General features: G+C 52.5%; 15 protein-coding genes and 1 riboswitch. Of the genes, 6 read left to right on the top strand and 9 right to left on the bottom strand.

Annotation, left to right across the window (positions count from 1 at the left end; translation table 11 throughout):
• Position 1: 1 nt before the first annotated feature.
• Genes ptrA through ACF8OF_RS03530 form a run of 6 tightly spaced genes read right to left on the bottom strand, consistent with a single transcriptional unit; the run spans position 2 to position 8152 of the window.
• The gene (ptrA, locus tag ACF8OF_RS03505) at positions 2–2893 is read right to left on the bottom strand and encodes a pitrilysin (protein WP_392495737.1); all 2892 of its coding nucleotides are present in this window, start codon (positions 2891–2893) and stop codon (positions 2–4) included.
• Entirely contained in the window at positions 2877–6278 is a 3402-nt protein-coding gene (gene recC / locus ACF8OF_RS03510; protein WP_392495739.1) for an exodeoxyribonuclease V subunit gamma, read from the bottom strand. The genes ptrA and recC overlap by 17 nt, the downstream gene beginning before the upstream one ends.
• A gap of 10 nt (positions 6279–6288) precedes the next feature.
• Positions 6289–6621, bottom strand: coding sequence for a prepilin-type N-terminal cleavage/methylation domain-containing protein (locus ACF8OF_RS03515; RefSeq protein ID WP_279798995.1), 333 nt, complete (start codon positions 6619–6621; stop codon positions 6289–6291).
• Entirely contained in the window at positions 6614–7054 is a 441-nt protein-coding gene (locus ACF8OF_RS03520; protein WP_279798993.1) for a YgdB family protein, read from the bottom strand. The genes ACF8OF_RS03515 and ACF8OF_RS03520 overlap by 8 nt, the downstream gene beginning before the upstream one ends.
• A gap of 49 nt (positions 7055–7103) precedes the next feature.
• Positions 7104–7691, bottom strand: a complete 588-nt coding sequence (locus ACF8OF_RS03525) for a prepilin peptidase-dependent protein (protein WP_279798991.1) — start codon at positions 7689–7691, stop codon at positions 7104–7106.
• The gene (locus tag ACF8OF_RS03530; RefSeq protein ID WP_262882943.1) at positions 7685–8152 is read right to left on the bottom strand and encodes a peptidase; all 468 of its coding nucleotides are present in this window, start codon (positions 8150–8152) and stop codon (positions 7685–7687) included. Before ACF8OF_RS03530 ends, ACF8OF_RS03525 begins: the two co-directional genes overlap by 7 nt.
• A 482-nt stretch (positions 8153–8634) precedes the next feature.
• On the opposite strand from ACF8OF_RS03530, the gene thyA reads away from it, so the two are divergent.
• On the top strand, positions 8635–9570 hold the full coding sequence (gene thyA / locus ACF8OF_RS03535) for a thymidylate synthase (RefSeq protein ID WP_262882944.1): 936 nt from the start codon (positions 8635–8637) through the stop codon (positions 9568–9570).
• A gap of 84 nt (positions 9571–9654) precedes the next feature.
• Here the strand turns inward: thyA and lgt are convergent, their stop codons facing one another.
• From lgt to rppH, 3 genes are all read right to left on the bottom strand, one after another.
• Positions 9655–10551 (bottom strand): prolipoprotein diacylglyceryl transferase, encoded by an 897-nt coding sequence (gene lgt / locus ACF8OF_RS03540; RefSeq protein ID WP_262858963.1) that lies wholly within the window; start codon positions 10549–10551, stop codon positions 9655–9657.
• A 99-nt stretch (positions 10552–10650) separates the two neighbouring features.
• Positions 10651–12897 carry a phosphoenolpyruvate--protein phosphotransferase gene (gene ptsP, locus ACF8OF_RS03545; RefSeq protein ID WP_262858964.1) on the bottom strand — a complete coding sequence of 749 codons (2247 nt, stop codon included), beginning with the start codon at positions 12895–12897 and terminating at the stop codon, positions 10651–10653.
• 9 nt (positions 12898–12906) lie between these two features.
• Positions 12907–13440: an RNA pyrophosphohydrolase gene (gene rppH / locus ACF8OF_RS03550; RefSeq protein ID WP_015422452.1), complete on the bottom strand. Its 534-nt coding sequence runs from the start codon at positions 13438–13440 to the stop codon at positions 12907–12909.
• Positions 13441–13620: 180 nt separating this feature from the next.
• Positions 13621–13729, top strand: a riboswitch (TPP riboswitch).
• A gap of 69 nt (positions 13730–13798) precedes the next feature.
• Here rppH and thiB point away from each other — a divergent pair.
• The 5 genes from thiB (at position 13799) to rapA (ending at position 22658) form a co-directional block, all read left to right on the top strand.
• Positions 13799–14809 (top strand): thiamine ABC transporter substrate binding subunit, encoded by a 1011-nt coding sequence (thiB, locus tag ACF8OF_RS03555; protein WP_262858965.1) that lies wholly within the window; start codon positions 13799–13801, stop codon positions 14807–14809.
• A complete protein-coding gene (gene thiP / locus ACF8OF_RS03560) occupies positions 14785–16395 on the top strand; it encodes a thiamine/thiamine pyrophosphate ABC transporter permease ThiP (protein ID WP_392495742.1) in 1611 nt (536 codons plus the stop codon). The genes thiB and thiP overlap by 25 nt, the downstream gene beginning before the upstream one ends.
• On the top strand, positions 16392–17090 hold the full coding sequence (gene thiQ, locus ACF8OF_RS03565) for a thiamine ABC transporter ATP-binding protein ThiQ (protein ID WP_279798985.1): 699 nt from the start codon (positions 16392–16394) through the stop codon (positions 17088–17090). The genes thiP and thiQ overlap by 4 nt, the downstream gene beginning before the upstream one ends.
• A gap of 72 nt (positions 17091–17162) precedes the next feature.
• Entirely contained in the window at positions 17163–19538 is a 2376-nt protein-coding gene (locus tag ACF8OF_RS03570; protein ID WP_392495743.1) for a DNA polymerase II, read from the top strand.
• 213 nt (positions 19539–19751) lie between these two features.
• Entirely contained in the window at positions 19752–22658 is a 2907-nt protein-coding gene (gene rapA, locus ACF8OF_RS03575) for an RNA polymerase-associated protein RapA (protein WP_262882950.1), read from the top strand.
• The last annotated feature ends 42 nt before the right edge of the window (positions 22659–22700 follow it).

A 22700-nucleotide genomic window follows, 5' to 3' on the forward strand; every position in this document is an offset into this window, starting at 1 on the left:
CTTACCGTATTTCTTCTTTCACAGGTAACAGCGTCTGGAACGCCGTTACAGACGGATACGTCGTCCATCCGGCCGGTTTCGCGTAATCATCCGCTTTGCCGCCGGTGCCGGTTACCTGGGAGTAAAGCGCGAGTCCGTTTTTCGACATCACGGCGTTTTCATAGAAGGTCATCACATCCTGTTTGGTCATTTTTTTCACCGCCGCGATAGTCTGCTCACGGGTGTTGAAATCAAAATAATTATTTCTGAAATCAAATGAATAACGGGATGCTTCTTCCTCAAAGGTTTCCGGCGGCTGTGTCATTTCGGTCAGCAGTGCATTGCGGTATTTATCAAATTCCGCCTTATCCAGGCCTTTCAGACGTTTTTCCGCATTGATATAAAAATCATTAAAGCGTTGTGACAGATAAGCCGGATTCTTTTCATTGCTTTGCAGCAGGAAGCCGATCCCCCACTGGCGGCCGAAGTTCGGATTAAATGCAAACAGGGCATATCCCAGCTGTTCCTGTGTCCGCAGCTGATCATAGAACCACGGATGCAGAATTTTCGACAGCACTGACGAGAATGCCGCGCCTTCCGTCCGTGAATACCCGGTCGGGATAAAGATATTGGCCAGCGCGTTGTCGGTGCTGTTGGCTTTTTCGTCAAAGTTTGGTTTCAGGGCTTTATCAATCACATAATAATCCCCTACCCACCATTCCGTGCCCTGTGAACCGAGCTGTGCCTGAGCTTTCGACGCAATCTGCTCTGCCTGCGGTGCTGTCAGATTACCGAACACAAACATCTGGAGAGCCCCTTCACGGATAAGACGGTCACGGTACTGCGTGATGTCACTTTCAGTAATGGTATCCAGTGCTGCGAGACGGTCTTTATCTTCAAAATAAGGCACTGATTTCAGACGGCTGAACGGACGCATTGCCATTTCATAGGCTTTGCCGTTATCCGATACCGCAACCTGCTCACGATACCAGGATTTCGCCTGTGCCAGCTCAGATGCTGCCGGGGTGAAGGACTGATATTCCGTCACGGCCGTGGTCAGCAGTTCCGGCAGATGCTGGGAATAGCCACTGACGCTGATATTCAGGCCATCATCATCACTGATATTAATCCCCATGCCTGCCACACTGGCCTGATAACTGAGCTGGTTCAGTTTCAGTTCACTGACATAACTGAGCAGCGCACTGGTAACAACATCTTTGGCTGTTCTGCCGGTATTGCGGTTACGCAGCTCCAGCGCAATAATCGCTTTCGGCTCATCCGCAAAATAGCGGCTCGGCATGTAGAACAGGCGCAGCTTTTCAGTGTCTGTCAGTTGTACCGGTTTTTGCTGTTCCTGCTGTTTGATCAGATCAAAATTATCCGGAATAAACGGGTTCAGTGCAGGCAGAGAGAAATGGAAATCACCTTCAGATTTACGCCATTTATCCAGCTGAGCTGCTGTCACTGCATCCACCTGATAAGGCGCATCAACGAAATAAGCTTTTTTATTGCTTGGTTCCTGCGGGCTGGTATACCAGATACGGGCTTTTTCCGGTGTTAAATCCGCAAGACGGGCTTTGATGGCGGCAGGATCCCAGTCATCAGCCAGATAACCGACATTCAGGACATTTTTTACCGGATAGTCCATCATCGTATTTGCCAGTGATTCAACATAATTCATATCACGGACAACCGAGTTGTAACGGAACGCCAGCATATTCACACGGGCAATTTCATCGAAATAGTCTTTGTTAATCCCTTTTTCTTTAATCAGATTCAGGTACGCAAAAACAGCGGCGGTAATTTCATCGCGCTTCGCCATCCCCTCATCCGTCAGTGAGACAGAGATAATAAACACGCCCTGATTACGTGCCAGGGTTGAGGATGCCGATGCACTGATATTCTCCGCCAGCCCGTTTGAGATCAGCCAGTTCGCCAGAGTACCTTCACTGCGGCTGCCCAGCAGATACGCAATATAAGTATCTGTCTGCTTGCGGAAATCTTTACTGTTGTTGTCGATGACAAACTCAAAATCCAGCGATTTCTGCGGCTGGGCAGGAACATAGTGAATAATTTTCTGCTGCTCGGCTGCGGTGATCAGCGGAACGGTAATCTGCGGAACAGCCGCATGGCGATCCGGAATTGTACCGAACGTCTCATTGGCCAGTTTTGCCAGTTCTTCTGCGGACTCCGGCCCGTAGATCACGGCTTTCATCAGATTGGATGAATAATAGGTGTTATAAAACTTCAGCAGCTCTTCATGCAGGATGCTGCCGGGCTTATCTCTCAGGGTTTCCAGGTTACCACCGGAGAAACGGGAGATCGGGTGTGCAGGGTTCCAGGTTTCCGCCCGTACCTGATACATGCGGTGCCCGTCACGGGAACGTGCCATGGTCAGTTCAGCGTTAACCGCATTACGTTCTTTATCCGCATTTACCGGATCCAGCAGCGGTTCTGCCAGGGCATCCGCCAGCCGTTCGGTTGCCCCTTTCAGTGCATTGTTTTCAACTTCAAAATAGAAATCTGTGTAGTTGGAGCCGGTACTGGCATTATGGCTGCCGCCGTGCTTCGCCAGATAATCACTGAAGTTACCGGGTTCAGGGAAACGTTTTGATCCCATCAGCACCATATGTTCCAGATAGTGCGCAAGACCCGCCTGGCTCTGCGGCTCATCCATACTGCCGATAGCCAGACTGACCGCCGCCGCTGATTTGCGGGCGGTTTTATCGGAAATCAGCAGAACCGTCATATTATTTTTCAGGGTGATTGCCTGATACTGACGCGGATCGTTGGCGCTTTTCTCAATCTCCCCGGGCAGAACCTGCCAGTTGCTCTGAGCAAGTGCATTGGCACCGGTAAAAAAGAAAAGCAGCGTAAAAATAAACGGCACTAGTTGTTTAGGCATCAGCCTCATTCTCCCTGTTCTTCTGATGTTGAAACATCGGCAAAAAGAGTTGTTGTGAAAATTGCTTTATCGCATCCATAAGTGCTTCATCAAAATGGCGGAATGCACGGACGACATAATCGTCCTCCGCCTCACCGGTAAACTGATATCCCCCCTGCAGTGTCTGCAGAAGCAGTAACCCGGCTTTATGTTGGAGTGCATCATCATCAGAGAGTTCACCGGTGTTCTCATCAGCCAGCGTGGTCAGCCATGCCCAGCCGCTTTTGATAAAGACGGGCAGCGGCTCATTCAGACCGCGGACAAACACATCCAGCAGCGGACGCAGATAGCCCTGCGCCTGCTCCGCCGTCAGCGGCTTAAAGATCCACACCGTATCACTGCGTCCGTACATCCGGCTGTACTGCTGCCGTCCGCTCAGGCTGTATGTCAGATGTTCAATCCACAAACGCAGCCCGTCAGCGGCGGTAAGTGCCGCCGGACGCCAGCGGAGCAGCCCGTTATCCTGAACACCGGTCAGTTGCCCGCTGTAAGTATACGGCCCGATAACATAGTGAAACGACTCAATATCCGATTCTGTCCGTGCATTGCGGATTTTCTCCGCCAGAACATCCATTTCCTGTAATTGTTCTTCCCAGTAAACCTGTGCGAACGCGCCGGCCGGCAGTTCTCCCGCCGCCTTCAGCATACGGAAGACCCGTTCTTCCGGTTCGCCGTCCACCAGCGCATCCAGCAGCCGGGTGTTAAACCCGTAACGCTGCAAATTATCAACACTGAACGGTTCTTCTTCCGGCAGTGCCACATCCTCAATATCAAAATGCACATTCAGGCGCTGCTGAAAAAACGCTCTGACCGGATGGCGGTAAAACCGCAGCAGCTGCTCAACGGTTATGTCTGTTATATCTTCTGACGGAACCGGGACATTAAACGCCCCCTGTGCTTCACCCTGCCGTAATGCTGCCGGCAGCCACTGCGGCGAAAAACTCTGAAATTCTGCACCCTCCCGGTAGTTATCCGCCGCAAACGGAACACGGGAATGCCGGACAATCAGATGGCTTTCCAGCGATTCCCGGCTGGTATCCAGGTCAGCAAACCGATCTTTTTCCAGACAGAAACTGAGACAGACATATTCCAGCAATTCACTGACCAGCACTGACGGGTTCCGTTCTTCATTGTCACGGATAGATCGGCCGATATAGCTGATATATAAATATTCTTTTGCTGACCCCAGCGCCTCCAGGAAAAGATAGCGGTCATCATCCCGGCGTTTGCGGTCACCCCGGCGGCTTTTTTCCGCCATCAGATCAAACCCCAGCGGCGGAATTGTTCTCGGGTACACACCGTCATTCATCCCCAGCAGACAAATAACCTTAAACGGTACAGAGCGCATCGGCATCAGCGTGCAAAAGTTTACCGCCCCGGATAAAAAGCGCTGGCTGATTTTCTCGTCATCCAGCCGCAGAGAGAGTTCATCACGGATCAGCGGGAGCGGGATATCCCCGTCATAACAGGCTTTCACCCCCTGATCCAGTACCTGCTGCCACTGCTGAAGCACCATACTGAGCACCGGTTCGGTATCCGGTGTCGTCATGAAAAAGGCAGACAACAGCTCAGATCCGGTTTCACGCCATTGTGCCGGTGTCCGCGGCTCGCTCAGTATTTTCTGCCACTTCCGCAGAGTATCGATAAAGGCGGCCAGCTGCCCGACCCGGTCCGCTGACATCCCGGAAACTTCGTCATATGGCAGGATCCCGCGCCAAGTACCTTCCTCCTCTGCCATGGCATAGCCCAGCAGCATGCGATCCAGCCCGAATTTCCAGGTGTTCTGACCAAAAACCGGCAGCGAGAAAGACTCAATGTTATGATCATCCAGCCCCCAGCGGACACCGGCTCCGCTGACCCAGCGGCGCAAAAGCGGCAGATCACTCTCATCAAGCCCGAACTGCTGCGCCACCGCCGGGACTTCCAGCAGGCTGAGCACATGTTCTGAAGTGAAACGGCTCTGCGGTAATTCCAGCAGTGTCAGCACGGCCTGTAATACGGGGTGAGCCTGGCGGGCTTTGCGGTCTGAAATCGCAAACGGCAGATAGCGGTTTTCGTTCCCCTGCCCGAAAACCGCCTGAATATAAGGAGAGTAGCTGTCGATATCCGCCACCATCACAATAATATCGCGGGGAGTCAGTGACGGATCATTTTCCAGCAGGTTCAGTAAATAGTCCTGCAAAATCTCCACTTCCCGCTGCGGGCTGTGACAGGAATGAAAGGTCAGGGAACCGTCATTATCCGCAATAATCCGCCGCCCTTCACTGGTGGAAAACTCCTCTTTGTTTTTCCCCACCACACTGCCGTCCTCCAGATTAAGAATATCCTGCTGAACAGCGGACAGCAGTGTATCTGCCGGGCGATCGACAAACGCTTTAATGGCATGGATTTCTTCAATATCTTCCAGAAAAAACAGGTTATCCCGGCCGGGACGTCCCCATGACGCCAGCAGCGGGTTACCGGTATTCTGTTCCCCGTCAGCGTCAAAATCGAACAGTGCAGGCGCATCCTCATCCGATTTAAACCAGCTGACGGCTTTTTTATCCCAATAGCTTTGCGGCTTGCGCGCCAGCATACGCCGCAGTGCAGCCGGGCTCTGTAAATCGCCCCAGTAATACTGGCAGGGATTAGTAAACATCAGATGGATATGAGTATGCTGCCCGAGCGCCCGCAAAGCCTGCAGATAGACCGGCGGTAATGCAGAGATACCACAGATAAACAGGCGGGGCGGCAGATTGGCAACCACCGCCGGGTTACCTTCATTGAGTACGTCAATAAAGCGCTGGTAAAGATTGGCACGGTGCCATTCCGGCTGCCCCAGGCTGCGGGTCAGTGTCTGTAAATCCCGCCACAGACATTTCTGCCAGGACTGGTTCTGACTCAGCCCGTCAACCAGTTCATTACTTTCCCACGCCGTCAGCCAGTCCGGCCGGTAGACAAGATACTGGTCAAATAAATCCGCAATACGACCTGACAGCTGATGCAGTTTGCGCTTATCCCCGTCATCATCAAGATAATGGCGCAGCGGAGCAAAATCCGGATCATCAAGACGCTGCGGCAGCAGTGACATCAGCTTCCAGGTCATGGCCCCTTTACTGAAAGCGCTCTCCTTCGGAATACCCGGCAGCACACGGGTAAACATATCCCAGATAAATGTGGCGGGCAGCGGAAATGTAATATTCGCGGCAATGCCCAGTTTTTCCGCCAGGCTGATTTGCAGCCACTGCGACATCCCGGGGCTTTGCACCAGTACGGTTTCCGGACAGAAAGGATCATTAATTTTATCGTTATCAATAATATGGCAAATCAAATCTTTCAGCAGATCCAGATCATTGGAGTGATAAACTGTAAACATTGTCCTGTCCTTACATACATTGCCATCTGCCGGCGGTTAACCGGCGCTCTCCCGGAGAGACCAGCCTGATAGTAACGGAAATACAGCCCGGTGACACATTTTCCTGATAACTTTCCCATTTCTGCCGGGGAGATAAATGTGTCTGCATCATCTGCCGTAATATCCCGGGGTCCGACGTAAAACGCATCATCTGATGCAGATGACGCACCGTACTGACATCCGCATACTGCCGCTGTTTTCCGCTGTGCAGGAGTTGATAATAGCGTAATAATCCGGTAACCAGAATTGCAAAGATCAAGGTACAGATCATCACTTCCGGTAACGACATTCCGCGTTCATTCATTGTATTCTCCCGTTTCAGTATGCCGGTTGCAGCCGGGCTTTAAATCCGGCGGACAAAAATCACTCCATCCCTGCGGAATTGCGGTCAAAATCATGTTGTTTCCTTCTTCCCGGGCGCTGACCAGCTGATAATGCGTGATATTTTGTTCAAACCAGGGAGAAAACATGCTGCCCTGTAATAACAGCTTGTTGGCCCTCAGCCGCCGCAAACAACTCTTCAGTGCCGGGTCCGGCGCTGCCCGGCAGTAAAACGGTGTTTCGTTCAGTGCTTTCCGGGACCACGCTTGTGTAAGCCCCCATTCCAGCGCAGAAGCCGCGCCGGCATCTGCGCGGTAAAATTCCGTTTCATCCTGACCGTTACGCCACTCCGTCTGATAAAAACGATGCAAAACAGACAACATCATCAGTGAGATCCCCAGCAACAGCATAATCATCAGTAACAGAGCACTTCCCGCTGAACGGCTATTTTTCTTCCTGCCGGTGCTACAGGTGGTAATTAGGCATAACAATCAGGCTTTCTCCGGTTCGCTGTATTAAGGGCATGTCCCGCCCGGTGAGTGTCAGAGTCAGTTTCAGGCCATTTTTTCCGTATAGTTTTACCGGCGTGACCAGAAACCGGGAAACATTCACATAGCGGTTATCCGTGACCTTTTGCCAGCCGGTATCCCGGCAGCTGCGGGCATCGCGCGTCCATTCCAGTGCCTGACTATTCAGGCGGTAGCCAAAATGCTCCCCGGTTTTGCGGACATTCCGCTCCCAGCGGCCATTGTGATTAAGATCATAAGCAACAATGATACAACTGCCGTTTGCCTCTCCGGGCCGGGCGGCAATATCCAGCGGATTTCCCTGACAATGCCCCCGGCAGAATGCCGTCCGCCGGAGATCTTTTTCCAGCCGCAAAAGGGTTTCCCGCATAATGGTATCCAGCTTATATTGCCGGTATGTATTCAGCACATCCTGCCCCAGTGCCGGAAAAAAACGGGTTACCGTGACCAGAAGCATTGCACTGACCGCCATGCTCACCAGCATTTCAAATAGCAATGACCCCTTTTCCCGCCTCTTATTCAGCATGACGGTACGCCGGATATCGTTCCCGGTGTACACAACCGTATACGTCCGGGGGCTGAGATAATCAGTTTTATCTGTCCCTGTGTGTTTTCCAGTAAAAAGCTGGCAGCAGAGGCGGTATGCCGGGTTCCCCAGAACAGCACCGTGTCTGTCGTGCCGGAAACAATCCGGACTCCCGCCATCGGTGTGAATACTTCCGGGCCATCATCACACGGTGCTGATGATGCCTGATGACAGGCCCGGCTTTTCTCACCAAACGTAACGGCTATTTTACGTGTTTCATTCAGATAGGTTGCTTTCAGTTTATGACTGCAGAGATATTGCTGAAACAACGCCGCCGTTTCTGTCAGGTACCGCCGTTCTCTGTAGCTTTCCCATGAAATATGAATAAATGAAAAAGGTAATGCCATAATAAATAAAACAACAATGACTTCCATCAGCGATATCCCCCGCTCTGTCTGCATGTGATCACCCGTTTCTGTTTCCTGTGGAAAAAATAACGTGTTTGCCACTCCCGGAAAGACAAAACCGGAAAAAATGCGACGCAACAGGAAAAATTTTCTGCGGGATACGGCAAATACACATTTTGTTTCGTGCCGGGCGGAAAAAAACCACCTGCCGGAAAAAAAAGTGTGGAGTGAATAAAATGAAGAGACTAAAAAGAACAGACATCACCGCTCTTTAACAATCCGGAAATTAACTGATATAAAAACCGGCCACCGGTACTGTATTAAACTCTCAGTACCGGTGTGCCGGATACTATCAGCCAGAAAATAAAATCAACCACTGATACTATTTTATAAAATAATAAAAACACATTCTTAATCATCAATTTCATTAATAAATTTAATTTTAATAAAAATAAAATCAATATTATTTTGTATGAAGTAAATGAAAATAATGTTATAATATTAAGACCATATACTGCGTCAACAGGAAAACAAAAGTGGAACAATATTTAGACATTGCAAAGCGCATTCTGGAGGAAGGGAAATGGATTGAGAATAAACGGACAGGTAAAAGATGCCTGACAATTATTAATGCCGATTTCACTTACCATGTTGACAAAAATGAGTTCCCGCTGGTGACCACCCGCAAAGCATTCTGGAAAGCGGCAATTGCGGAAATGCTGGGTTACTTACGCGGATATGACAGCGCCGCTCAGTTCAGAGCCATCGGCTGTAATACCTGGAACGCTAACGCCAATGAAAATACTGACTGGCTGGCAAACCCGAACCGCAAAGGTGAGGATGATATGGGCCGCGTTTATGGTGTTCAGGGACGGCAACTGAAAGTATCACCGACAGAAGCACAGTATGATTTATTATTATCATTAAGTGACTCCGGAGATAAAGAGGGTGTTCACACACTGATTACTGAACTGCGGAAAAATACATTCGACCAACTCCGTAAAGTCTATAATAATTTAAAAAAAGGCATTGATGACCGCGGTGAAATAATTTCATTCTGGAATCCGGGTGAATTTGATCAGGGCTGCCTGAGACCTTGCATGTTTATGCATCATTTTTCTGTTCTTGATGGCACATTATATTTAAACAGTTATCAGCGCAGTTGTGATTATGCGCTTGGTTATGTTTTCAATGCGCCACAATGTTATTTCCTGCTGGCTATTATGGCTCAGATAACCGGACTGAAATGTGGTAAGGTTTATCACAAAGTGGTTAACCTTCATCTATATGAAGACCAGCTGGAATTAATGCGTGATGTCCAGATTACACGTAAACCATTTGCATCACCAAAACTGCATATTAACCCTGAGATTAAAACGCTGGATGATTTAATGACATGGGTAACCACTGATGACTTCACGGTGACAGATTACCAGCACCACGATCCGATTAAATACCCGTTCTCTGTCTGAGAAACCATTAAACAGCTGCGTATAAAAAAAACTGCATCGGTTACGATGCAGTTTTTTGTTACTCACTAAACGCTAAAACCGGATCTATTCCGGCGCATTCTGTTTTCCGGTATCACTCTGCTTTTTATTACCCGGACATTTGTAGGCCCATACCATCATCAGCACACCCACAATAATCATCGGTACAGACAGAATCTGCCCCATACTGATCCCGCCGAATAAACCAAGCTGTGCATCCGGCTGGCGGAAAAACTCCACAATGATACGGAACAGGCCGTAGCCAATCAGGAACAGGCCTGACACGCTGCCCATCGGACGGGATTTGCGGACAAACACATTCAGAATGATAAAGAGGACGATCCCTTCAAGCAGCATTTCATACAGCTGTGACGGGTGACGCGGCAGAACACCGTATTGTTCAAGCACCGGCATCAAAGACGGATCAGCAGCGGCCAGTTTCACGTCTTCACTGTAAGACGTCGGGAACAGGATGGCCCACGGCGTATCGAGTGTCACACGTCCCCACAGCTCGCCGTTAATAAAGTTACCGATACGCCCCATGCCGAGACCAAACGGAATCAGCGGTGCCACAAAGTCAGCAACCTGCAGGAAATGACGCTTCGTGCGGCGGGCAAACCACCACATAGCAATAATAACGCCCATCAGTCCGCCGTGGAATGACATACCGCCATCCCAGACTTTGAACAGATACAGCGGGTTTTCCGCAAACAGCGGGAAGTTATAAAACAGCACATAGCCGATACGGCCGCCCAGGAAAACCCCCACAAATCCGGCATATAACAGTGTTTCAACTTCACTGCGTTTCCAGCCGCTGCCGGGTTTGTCTGCCCGCCGGTTGGCCAGCCACATGGCAAACACAAACCCGACAAGATACATCAGCCCGTACCAGCGTAACGCCACCGGCCCCACAGAAAAAATAACAGGATCAAAATCCGGAAATGCCAGATAAGTGTTACTCATCGTACCTCACACTGTGTGTTGTATCCGGCTGCGGTTACAGCTCTGCCTGCCGCAGACCGGGATATATGACGGTAAGGACAGAAACACCTTATGTGCCGGTTAAGCACTGCCCCGGATAAGCTGTCCCAGTCCCTTGCTCTCAATAAACAGCTCCGCTTTTTCACGGATCTCAGCCGCCGTCTGCGCATCCAGCAATGATGCCAGCAGCGGCTCCAGCGCTCCGGCATCCAGATGCCGCAGCAGATACTTAATACGCGGGATACTCCGCCCGTTCATACTCAGCTGACGGTATCCTAAACCAATCAGTATCATTGCACCTAACGGATTCGCCGCCATTTCCCCGCAGACCGAGACCGGGATCCCCAGCCGGGTGGTTTCCGTCCGGACAAAATTCAGCATACGCAGGACCGCCGGATGAAGTGAGTCATATAATGGTGCAACATGCGTATTATTCCGGTCAACCGCCAGCAGATACTGAGTTAAATCATTCGTACCGACAGAAATAAAATCAATATAGTGTTTCAGTTCCGGCAGCATAAACAACAATGACGGCACTTCCAGCATCACCCCCACCGGCGGACGTTCCACCCGCTCCCCGGTCAGTGCCGAAACCTCCTCACAGGCGCGGTCAAGCAGACGGATAGCCTCTTCAACCTCTGCGAGCCCGGAAATCATCGGGAATAATATCTTCAGATTATTCAGCCCGATATTAGCCCGCAGCATGGCCCGCAGCTGGATAAGAAAAATCTCCGGCTGATCCAGCATCACGCGGATACCGCGCCAGCCCAGACACGGGTTTTCCTCGCTGATAGGCATATACGGCAGTTGCTTATCAGCGCCGATATCCAGTGTCCGCAGTACCACCGGTTTCCCGGCAAAGAGTTGCAGCATATCCTGATAACGGACTTTCTGCTCTTCTTCTGACGGAAAACCATTGTGTACAAGAAACGGTATTTCCGTACGGTACAGACCAATCCCGTCAATACTTTTGACGATTTTCTGCTCATATTTCAGACTGAGCCCGGCATTCAGCTGAACAGAAACCCGTTCGCCGCTTTTCAGTGCAGCGGAGCGGCTGAGTTCATCCTCCGCCAGCTGACTGATAGCCTGCTCCTGCTCAATAATCTGGCTGAATTCCTGTGCTATCAGCGGTTCCGGTTCGATATACACCACGCCCCGGTAGCCGTCGAGAATAAGCAGGCGGTTATGTAACAGCTCCGGCTGAATATCTGCGCCCATGATAACCGGGATCCCCATCGCTCTGACCAGAATGGCAGAATGGGAATGTGTTGCCCCGTCACGCACCACCACACCGGCAAGCTGTTCCTGCGGCAGTTCCGCCAGCAGGCTGGCACTCAGTTCATCAGCCACCAGCACAAAGCGCTCCGGCCACTGGTTGCTGCCGGTAAAATTATCATCAAGATGGAATAACAGCCGCTGCCCGAGTGCCCGCAAATCCGTGGCCCGCTCCCGCATATAGCTGTCCTGAAGCCCGGCAAACCGGCCCGCAAATTGCTCAATGACCGTTTTGACAGCCCATTCAGCCACAAAACCCTGCTCCACAATACTGTACAACCCCTTTTTCAGTTGCAGGTCGTTCAGCAGATGGGAGTAGAGATCGAAAATAGCGGCACTTTCTTTTTGTGAAGCAGCATTAAAACGCTTGCTGATGCGGCGGCACTCTGCCGTGGCATCCTCCAGCGCTTTATTCAGGCGGGCACGCTCCTGCACACGATCCAGTGCCGAGGCTTCGGAAACATTCTCAAGCACCGGCTGTGAACGGTCTTCCCAGCCGTAGGCCATCACAATCCCGGAAGAGACCGGAATAGCCTGAATACGGGTCTGGCGGAACTGCCCGAACAACCCTTTGGTTTGTGCCTGCGCCAGCAGCACCGCCAGCTGCATTGCCAGAGTGACAATAAAAGATTCTTCCGTTTCACTGAACAGACGTTTTTCTCTCTGCTGAACCACCAGCACACCCAGTAACTGACGGCGGTAAACCACCGGCGCACCGAGAAACGCACGCAGGTTGTCTTCTTTAACCTGAGGAAGATATTTAAAACCGGGGTGTTCGCGGACATCCGCGATATTGATAAGCTCAGCGCGGCGGCCGACATGGCCGACCACACCTTCGCCGAAAGCAAGGCTGACAGCACGGCCGCGGGGCTTTTTCAGCCCCTGCGTTGCCATCAGATAAAAACAGTGATGCTGGTTATCTGCCAGGTAGATGGAACAGACATCAGTTCCCATCGCCTGACAGGTTTCTTTAACCAGAAGCTCCAGCGCTTCCGCGAGATCAGCGGCAGCAGCCACTTTTTCAATCACTTCACGTAAACGCGTCAGCATCCGTTCCCCCTAATTCTGGCGCCGGCGACGATAGGGAAACGGTGCCCGCACAGCCGTCGCTTCGCTGTTGGCGGGCATCACAACGGAAGAAAACTCTTTCATGACGCGGCGGTACACATCACGTTTGAAAGAGACCACCTGACGAACAGGATACCAGTAGGTAACCCAGCGCCAGCCGTCAAATTCCGGCGACTTGCTGCGGGTCACATTGACCTCTTTGTCTTCGCAGAGCAGCTGAAGTAAAAACCAGCGCTGCTTCTGACCGATACAAACCGGTTTGGTATCCCAACGCACCAAACGTTTGGGTAATTTGTAGCGCAGCCAGTTGCGGGTAACCGCCAGGATACGCACATCTTTACGCGTTAAACCAACTTCCTCATACAACTCACGGTACATGGCCTGTTCCGGTGATTCGCCGGGATTGATACCTCCCTGAGGAAACTGCCACGAGTGCTGTCCGTAGCGGCGGGCCCATAAAACCTGGCCTTCCTTATTACAAATTACAATCCCGACATTCGGGCGGTAGCCATCATCATCAATCACTCGACTACCTCAGAAAAAAACTGAAAGATAGCCAATTGTTTCACACTCCCATCATGGGGTAAACCTCTGCACTCAAAATCCTTCAGCCCGCCGCATTTCCGGCTCTGAGAGATAAAAAGCAACAGGCTGTTTCAGCCGTTCCGGACAGTGGCAAATTCCCGGGAAAAACACTACACTGTTCCTCTCTCAACGGGGTGCAGCGACGGCTTTCCGGCCGGTGCTGCTGAGATAACACCCGAGGAACCTGATCCGGTTAATACCGGCGTAGGGATTTGAGCCGCCACTGCTGACAGCACAGCCTGTCGCCATCATGCTGCACTCAGATCCTTTGCCAATCCTTCCCTTACAGGAGCGCAAAGTGTTACAGAAACTGACCAGAAATATTATTGCAGGCGGCCTTGCTGCACTGTTCTCTTTCCAGGCCGCTGCAGATAACAGCAAGCCGGTTCTGACTGTCTATACCTATGACTCATTTGTTGCCGAGTGGGGACCGGGGCCGGAAATTAAGAAAAACTTTGAAGCGCAATGCAATTGCGAGCTGAAACTCGTCGGGCTGAGTGACGGCGTGACGCTGCTGAACCGTCTGCGGATGGAAGGCAAAAAATCACAGGCCGATATCATCTTAGGTCTGGATAACAACCTGATGCAGGCGGCGCTGGATACCGGGTTGTTTAAAGAAAGCAATGTTGATCAGTCAAAACTGGTGCTGCCGGTCAAATGGGAAAGCAACACCTTTATTCCTTATGATTACGGCTGGTTTGCCTTTATCTACAACAAAGACACTCTGCCGAATCCGCCGAAAAGCATGAAAGAACTGCTTAACAGTGATCAGAAGCTGACCATTATTTATCAGGATCCGCGCACCAGCACACCGGGACTGGGATTACTGCTGTGGATGGAAAAACTCTACGGGGATGATGTGGCGGCACAGTGGGCCAAAATGGCGAAAAAAACCCTGACGGTCACCAAAGGCTGGAGCGAATCTTACGGCCTGTTCCTGAAAGGTGAAGCTGATCTGGTACTGAGTTACACCTCGTCGCCGGGTTATCACATGCTGGCGGATAACAAAGATAACTATGCTGCCGCACTATTTGAGGAAGGGCATTACCTTCAGGTAGAAATGGCGGGTGTGCTGGCTGCGTCAAAACACCCTGCACTGGCGGAACAGTTTATGCAGTTTATGCTGACTCCGGATTTCCAGAAAACGCTGCCGACCACCAACTGGATGTATCCTGTGATTGATATGCCGCTGCCGCCGGTTTACGACAACATGCCGAAACCAGTCAAAACGCTGGAATTTGATGCAAAAGAAGTGGCGAAAGAGCGCAATCAGTGGATACAGATATGGCAAAACGCAGTCAGCCGTTAATTGCCGCATACCTGATACCGGGCGCACTCGCGTCCGGTCTTCTGCTGGTTGTTGCTGTCAGTGCCTTCGGGGCGCTGTGGTTTAACACACCGGATACAGACTGGCAGCAGATATGGGATGATAACTACCTGTGGCATGTCGTCCGCTTTACCTTCTGGCAGGCTTTCTTATCTGCCCTGTTCTCCGTTATTCCGGCTGTTTTTCTGGCGCGAGCACTCTGGCGGCGGCGTTTCCCGGGGCGGACCGTCTTTCTGCGGTTGTGCGCAATGACCCTGGTTCTGCCTGTGCTGGTGGCGGTATTCGGTATTTTGTCAGTTTACGGACGTAACGGCTGGCTGGCACATATTTCCGGTTTTCTCGATCTGGATTATTCTTTCTCCCCGTATGGGTTACAGGGCATTCTGCTGGCGCACATCTTCTTTAATATGCCGCTCGCCACCCGGATGCTGTATCAGCAACTCGATAATATTGCCACGGAGCAGAGACAACTCGCCGCCCAGCTCAATATGAATGAATGGCAGCATTTCCGGATTGTCGAATGGCCCTATCTGCGCCGTCAGCTGCTGCCGACCGCCGCGCTGATTTTTATGCTCTGCTTTGCCAGTTTTGCCACGGTGCTGGCGCTTGGCGGCGGCCCGGCTGCAACCACTATTGAACTGGCGATTTATCAGGCACTGAATTATGACTTTGATATCGGGCGTGCTGCCCTGCTGGCGCTGATCCAGCTGGTGTGCTGCATCGGGCTGGTACTGCTCAGTCAGCGCCTGTCTGGTCATTTTTCTGTCGGCTTTACCCAGTCACTGCAATGGCGCAATCCGCAGGACACGCTGCCGCGCAAATTATCTGACGGCCTGATCATCCTCTGCGCCCTGCTGTTTCTGCTGCCGCCGTTTTTTGCCATTATCGCTGACGGCCTGAATCCGGGATTACTGCCGGTATTGCAGCAACCGGCGTTGTGGCGGGCATTTTTCACCTCACTCGGTATTGCGCTGGCTTCCGGTTTTATCTGTGTGCTGCTGACCATGATGCTGTTATGGAGCAGCCGTGAACTGCGTCTGCGGCAGGCAGTCAGAGCCGGACAGGCCATGGAGCTTTCCGGGCTGGTGATCCTGGCCATGCCCGGGATTGTGCTGGCTACCGGGTTTTTCCTGCTGCTCAACAGCACGACCGGCACCACTGATTTGGGGGCGATCCCATACGGGCTGGTGATCCTGACCAACGCGCTGATGGCAGTCCCGTATGCCCTGAAAGTGCTGGATAACCCGATGCGTGACCTGGCTGAACGCTATAACCCGCTTTGTCTCTCGCTGAATATCAGCGGATTCAACCGGCTGAAACTGATTGAGCTGAAGGCTCTCCGTAACCCGCTGGCACAGGCAATGGCATTTGCCAGTGTGCTGTCGGTCGGGGATTTTGGTGTGATAGCCCTGTTCGGCAATGAAGATTTCCGCACACTGCCATTCTATCTTTATCAGCAGATCGGCGCTTACCGTAATTCGGATGCCGCGGTCACTGCACTGCTCCTGTTTTTACTCTGTTTCGGCCTGTTTACCATTCTGGAACGCCTGCCGGGGAAACGACCATGATTTGTTTTGATCATATTCATTACCGTTATCAGCAACAGACAATGAATTTTGGCTTTTCGGTTACCGCCGGAGAGAAAATTGCCATTCTCGGCCCGAGCGGTGCGGGTAAAAGTACCCTGCTGTCACTGATCGCGGGATTTCAGTTTGCCGAAAGCGGCACTATCCTGCTCAATGGCGAGGATCACACCCGCACACCGCCCGCTTCACGCCCGGTATCCATGCTGTTTCAGGAAAATAATCTCTTTGCGCACCTGACGGCAGAGCAGAATATCGCCCTCGGTTTTCATCCCGGCATGAAACTGAATGCAGAGCAGAAAGTACAACTGGCACAGATTGCTGAACAGGTTTCGCTGACACCGCTGCTGAAACGTCTGCCGTCACAGCTTTCCGGCGGTCAGCGTCAGCGGGTGGCACTGGCACGGTGTCTGGTACGTTCCCAGCCGGTTTTGCTGCTGGATGAACCCTTCTCCGCCCTGGACCCGGCACTGCGCAATGAAATGCTGGCACTGCTGGAAACCATCTGTGATTCACGGCAACTGACCCTGATGATGGTCTCCCACAATACCGATGACGCGGCCAGAATCGCGCCCCGCGCGATGGTGGTGGATAACGGCACCATTGCCTTTGACGGCAGCACCGCCGCCCTGGTCAGCGGTGAGGTTCCCCAGGCACGGATCCTCGGTATCAGTCGGTAAACCGCACCTTAAATACTGTATATATCCACACCACTCTGCTATAGTTATTTTTTCATCAGCAGAACGGACAAAATGATGGCAGGGCACAACAATTTTCCCTCCCGTCAGGTGGCAGCATCGGCGGAAGCCGGTTTTATTCTGACCCGTCACTGGTCTGATACCCCGCGTGGTATTGAGGTCCGTTACTGGCTGGCGACAGATAACGGGCCACGGCATGTTTCTGTTCCGCTGCAACAGGCTGTCGGCTTTGTCCCGCATCGGGAGCTGGCGGAAAGCCGCCCCTTTATTAACAATATCCCCAGTGCCACACTGACAGCGCGCCCGCTGAAGGATTTCCATCAGGACGATGTCAGTGCTGTTTACTGCCGCCAGTACCGCCAGTTACAGCAGCTGGAAAAACAGCTCGGCGAACAGCATCTCCACCTTTATGAAGCGGATATCCGCCCCTGTGAACGCTATCTGATGGAGCGCTTTATCACCGCTGCTGTCTGGGTGCAGCCACAGCCGGATGGTCATGTGCTGATGAAGCCGCATCCGGATTACCGTCCGGCGCTGAAAATCGTTTCTCTGGATATTGAAACCACAGAGTTCGGTGACCTTTACTCCATCGGGCTCTCCGGTTGCGGGGCCGATACGGTATTTATGCTCGGCCCGGAGAACGGCACACCGCTGACCAATCCGGATTTTACGCTGGAGTACGTCCCGCGCCGTCCGGATCTGCTTCACCGTCTGAACCAGTGGCTGGCAGAACATGATCCGGACATGATAATCGGCTGGAGCCTGATCCAGTTTGATCTGCGCATTCTGCAGCGCCATGCGGAAAAGTATCAGATCCCGCTGATTTTCGGCCGCAATAATGCCCCGCTCTCCTGGCGGGAACACGGCTTCAAACCCGGCCAATTTTTCGCCGGGGCTCCCGGGCGGCTGATTATTGATGGTATCGATGCCCTGAAAGCCGCGACCTGGCAGTTTCCGTCCTTCAGTCTGGAGGCTGTGTCTCAGGCACTGCTCGGTGAGGGCAAAGACAGCGATTCCCCGTATGATCGCATGGATGAAATCAACCGCCGTTTCCGGGAGGATAAACCGGCACTGGCACGGTATAACCTTCAGGACTGCCGTCTGGTCACCCGGATTTTTGAACACACCCATCTGACAGAATTCCTGCTGGCACGGGCAGCGGTAACCGGCCTGGCACCGGATCGCATGGGGGGATCGGTCGCCGCCTTCACCCATCTTTATCTGCCGCCGATGCACCGTAAAGGCTATGTCGCGCCTGATCCCGGCGAAAAACCCGGCGAACCGATACCCGGCGGCTTTGTGATGGATTCAGCCCCGGGATTATATGACTCCGTGGTAGTGCTGGATTTCAAAAGCCTGTACCCCTCCATCATCCGCACCTTCCTCATTGACCCGATTGGCATGGTCGAAGGTCTTGCCGCGCCGGAACAGGCGGTTCCGGGGTTTAAAGGTGCATATTTTTCCCGGGAAATAAATTGTCTGCCGGATATCGTCAACCGTATCTGGCATGAGCGGGATATGGCGAAACTGGCAGGGGACAAGCCGCTGTCACAGGCACTGAAAATCATTATGAATGCGTTTTGCGGTGTCCTGGGGGCGGCCGGATGCCGTTTTTATGATCCGCGCCTGACCTCCTCCGTGACGATGCGCGGGCACGATATCATGCGCAAAACCCGCACCATTATTGAATCCCTGGGTTATCAGGTCATTTACGGCGATACCGATTCCACCTTTGTCTGGCTGAAAAGTGCTCACAGTGAAACGGATGCGGAGCGCATCGGCCGCTGGCTGGTAGATGAAGTGAATCAGTGGTGGCAGACGCATTTGACAGATGAATACGGACTCACTTCCGCCCTGGAAATTGAATATGAAACCCACTACCGGCGTTTTCTGATGCCGACAATCCGCGGAACCGATCTCGGCAGCAAAAAACGGTATGCAGGGCTTTCCGGAGATAACATGGTTTTTCGCGGGCTGGAAACGGTCCGCAGTGACTGGACACCGCTGGCACAGCATTTCCAGCAAACCCTATACCGGCTGATTTTCGATAAAATGCCGTATCAGCAGTTTATCCGCGATTATGTCCGCGACACCCTCACCGGACGCTACGATGACAGGCTGGTATACCGTAAGCGCCTGCGCCGGCCGCTGGCGGATTATCAGCGTAATGTGCCGCCTCATGTCAAAGCGGCCAGAATGGCGGATGAGTACAATGTCCGCATGAATCGTCCGCCGCAGTACCAGCGCGGCGCCGGAATAAGCTATATTATTACCCGCGCCGGGCCGCAGCCGCTGGAAATTCTGACGGCACCGCCGGACTACGAACATTACATTAATAAGCAACTGATGCCGATAGCCGATGCCATTCTGCCCTTCCTGGAGGATGACTTCACCACGTTGTTAACCGGGCAATTATTGATGCCATTTTAATTTTGCCATTTTACAGGTGACGCTGCGGATCTTATGGATTAACATAGCGCCCCTTTACTGCTTTTATCACCGGCACAGAGTGACGCAGCTGATGCTGTCGTTCTGACTGACGGTGTTTTTTCCCGGTGAATACAATACCGTTTTTGTATCACCGGTAATGATGTCCACAGCATTTGTCTAATTAGCCCTGAATAACAGAATCGAGCCAAAAATATGCCGTTTACTCTTGGTCAACGCTGGATAAGCGATACTGAAAGCGAGCTGGGATTAGGTACAGTTGTATCTGTCGACGCCCGGATGATCACCCTTCTTTTCCCTGCTACCGGTGAAAACCGTCTCTATGCCGCAGCCGATGCCCCTATCACCCGTGTGATGTTCAACGAAGGGGATACCGTTACCAGTCACGAAGGCTGGCAGCTCAGTGTGACCGCCGTTGAAGAGAGCGACGGATTGTTAACCTATATCGGGCAACGCACCGATACCGGTGAAGATAATGTCCGCCTGCGCGAAGTGTTTCTCGACAGCAAACTGACGTTTAATAAACCTCAGGATCGCCTGTTTGCCGGTCAGATTGACCGCATGGATCGCTTTGCGCTGCGCTACCGCGCCCGCAAATTTCTGAGTGAAGAATACCGCCGTGCCACCAGCGGCCTGCGCGGCATCCGCGCCAGTCTGATCCCGCATCAGCTGTTTATCGCCAATGAAGTCGGCAAACGCCACGCGCCGCGTGTTTTGCTGGCGGACGAAGTCGGTCTGGGGAAAACCATCGAAGCCGGGATGATTATCCACCAGCAGTTAATGGCCGGACGCGCCGAGCGTGTGCTGGTTATTGTGCCGGAAAGCCTTCAGTATCAATGGCTGGTGGAAATGCTGCGCCGCTTCAATCTGCGTTTTTCCCTGTTCGATGACAGCCGTTACACCGAGGCACAGCACGAGAGTGACAACCCGTTTGATACTGAACAGCTGGTATTATGCTCGCTGGATTTTGTCCGCAAGAGCAAGCCGCGTTTTGAACACCTGGCGGAAGCCGGCTGGGATATGCTGGTGGTGGATGAAGCACACCATCTGGTCTGGAGTGAAGACGCGCCAAGCCGTGAATACCAGGTGATTGAAACCCTGGCAGAGAGCATCCCGTCAGTCCTGCTGCTGACCGCCACCCCGGAACAGCTGGGTATGGAGAGCCATTTTGCGCGCCTGCGCCTGCTGGATCCGAACCGTTTCCATGATTTTGAAACTTTTGTTGCCGAACAGCAGAAATATCAGCCGGTTGCTGATGCTGTTACCCTGCTGCTCGACCGCGCACCGCTGACCAAAGATCAGCAGAATGCCATTCATGACCTGATCGCCGAACAGGATATTGAGCCGCTGCTGAAAGCCGCCAATACCGACAGCGAAGACGGCGAGAATGCCCGCCGTGAGCTTATCAGCATGCTGATGGACAGACACGGTACCAGCCGCCTGCTGTTCCGTAACACCCGTAACGGCGTGAAAGGCTTCCCGCGCCGCGAACTGAAAGCGATTAAAATGCCGCTGCCGGCACAGTATCAGACCGCGATTAAAGTCGCCGGGATCATGGGCAGTAAAAAAACCACCGAAATCAAAGCCCGTGAGATGCTCTATCCGGAGCAGATTTATCAGGAATTTGAAGGCGAAAACGCCACCTGGTGGAACTTCGACCCGCGTGTTGAATGGCTGCTCGGCTTCCTGCTGGCAAACCGCAATGAAAAAGTGCTGGTGATCTGCGCCCAGGCCGCAACCGCTCTGCAGCTGGAACAGGTTCTGCGCGAGCGCGAAGGTATCCACGCGGCGGTTTTTCATGAAAATATGTCCCTGCTGGAACGCGACCGGGCGGCGGCCTACTTTGCTTCCGAAGAGGAAGGCGCACAGGTGCTGCTCTGTTCCGAAATCGGATCAGAAGGCCGTAACTTCCAGTTTGCCAATCAGCTGGTGATGTTCGATCTGCCGTTCAACCCGGATCTGCTGGAGCAGCGTATCGGGCGTCTCGACCGTATCGGTCAGAAACGTGATATTCAGATAAGCATCCCGTATCTGGAAAATACCGCACAGGCGGTACTGCTGCGCTGGTTCCACGAAGGTCTGGAAGCCTTTGAATATACCTGTCCGACCGGCCGCACCATCTATGACCGCTATTACGACAGACTGATTAACCTGATGGCGAATCCGGCGGATCTCAGTGGTTTTGATGAGTTTATCGCCGAATGCCGGAAGACCCATGATGTCCTGAAACAACAGCTGGAACAAGGCCGTGACCGCCTGCTGGAAATGCATTCCAACGGCGGCGAAGCCGGTAATGAGCTGGCTGCTGAAATTGCAGGTCAGGATGAAGATACCGAACTGGTCACCTTTGCCCTGAATCTGTTCGATATTGTCGGTATCAATCAGGATGACCGCAGCGACAACATGATCGCCCTGACCCCGTCTGACCATATGCTGGTGCCGGATTTTCCGGGTCTGCCGGAGGATGGCTGTACCATCACCTTTAAACGTGAGCAGGCGCTGTCCCGCGAGGACACCCAGTTTATCAGCTGGGAACACCCGATTATCCGCAACGGTCTGGATCTGATCCTGTCCGGTGATACCGGCAGCTGCGCGGTCTCCGTACTGAAGAACAAAGCCCTGCCGGTCGGCACACTGCTGACCGAGCTGATTTATGTGGTGGAAGCCCAGGCGCCGAAAAATCTGCAGCTGACCCGCTTCCTGCCGCCGACACCGGTGCGCCTGCTGATGGATGTGAAAGGCAATAATCTGGCGTCTCAGGTGGAGTTTGAAAGCTTTAACCGCCAGCTGAATGCCGTGAACCGTCATACCGGCAGCAAGTTTGTCAATGCGGTGCAAAATGAAGTGCATCAGGTGCTGCGTCTGTCCGAAGACGTTGTCGCCGGTCAGGCCCGTGAACTGATTACCGCTGCGAAAGCAATGGCGGATCAGCACCTTACTCTGGAGCACGACCGCCTGCTGGCACTGAAATCGGTTAACCCGAATATCCGTGATGATGAACTTGACGCTATTGAAGAAGAACGTCAGCAAATCCTGTCACATCTGGATGATGCCAACTGGCGCCTGGATGCTATCCGGCTGATTGTCGTTTCGCATCAGTAACCTGTATCCCGGCAGAGAATCTCTGCCGGGTCTCTGATTTGG

The sequence above is a fragment of the Morganella sp. TYF_1 genome (assembly GCF_043105645.1).
Taxonomy (GTDB): Bacteria; Pseudomonadota; Gammaproteobacteria; order Enterobacterales; family Enterobacteriaceae; genus Morganella; species Morganella morganii_B.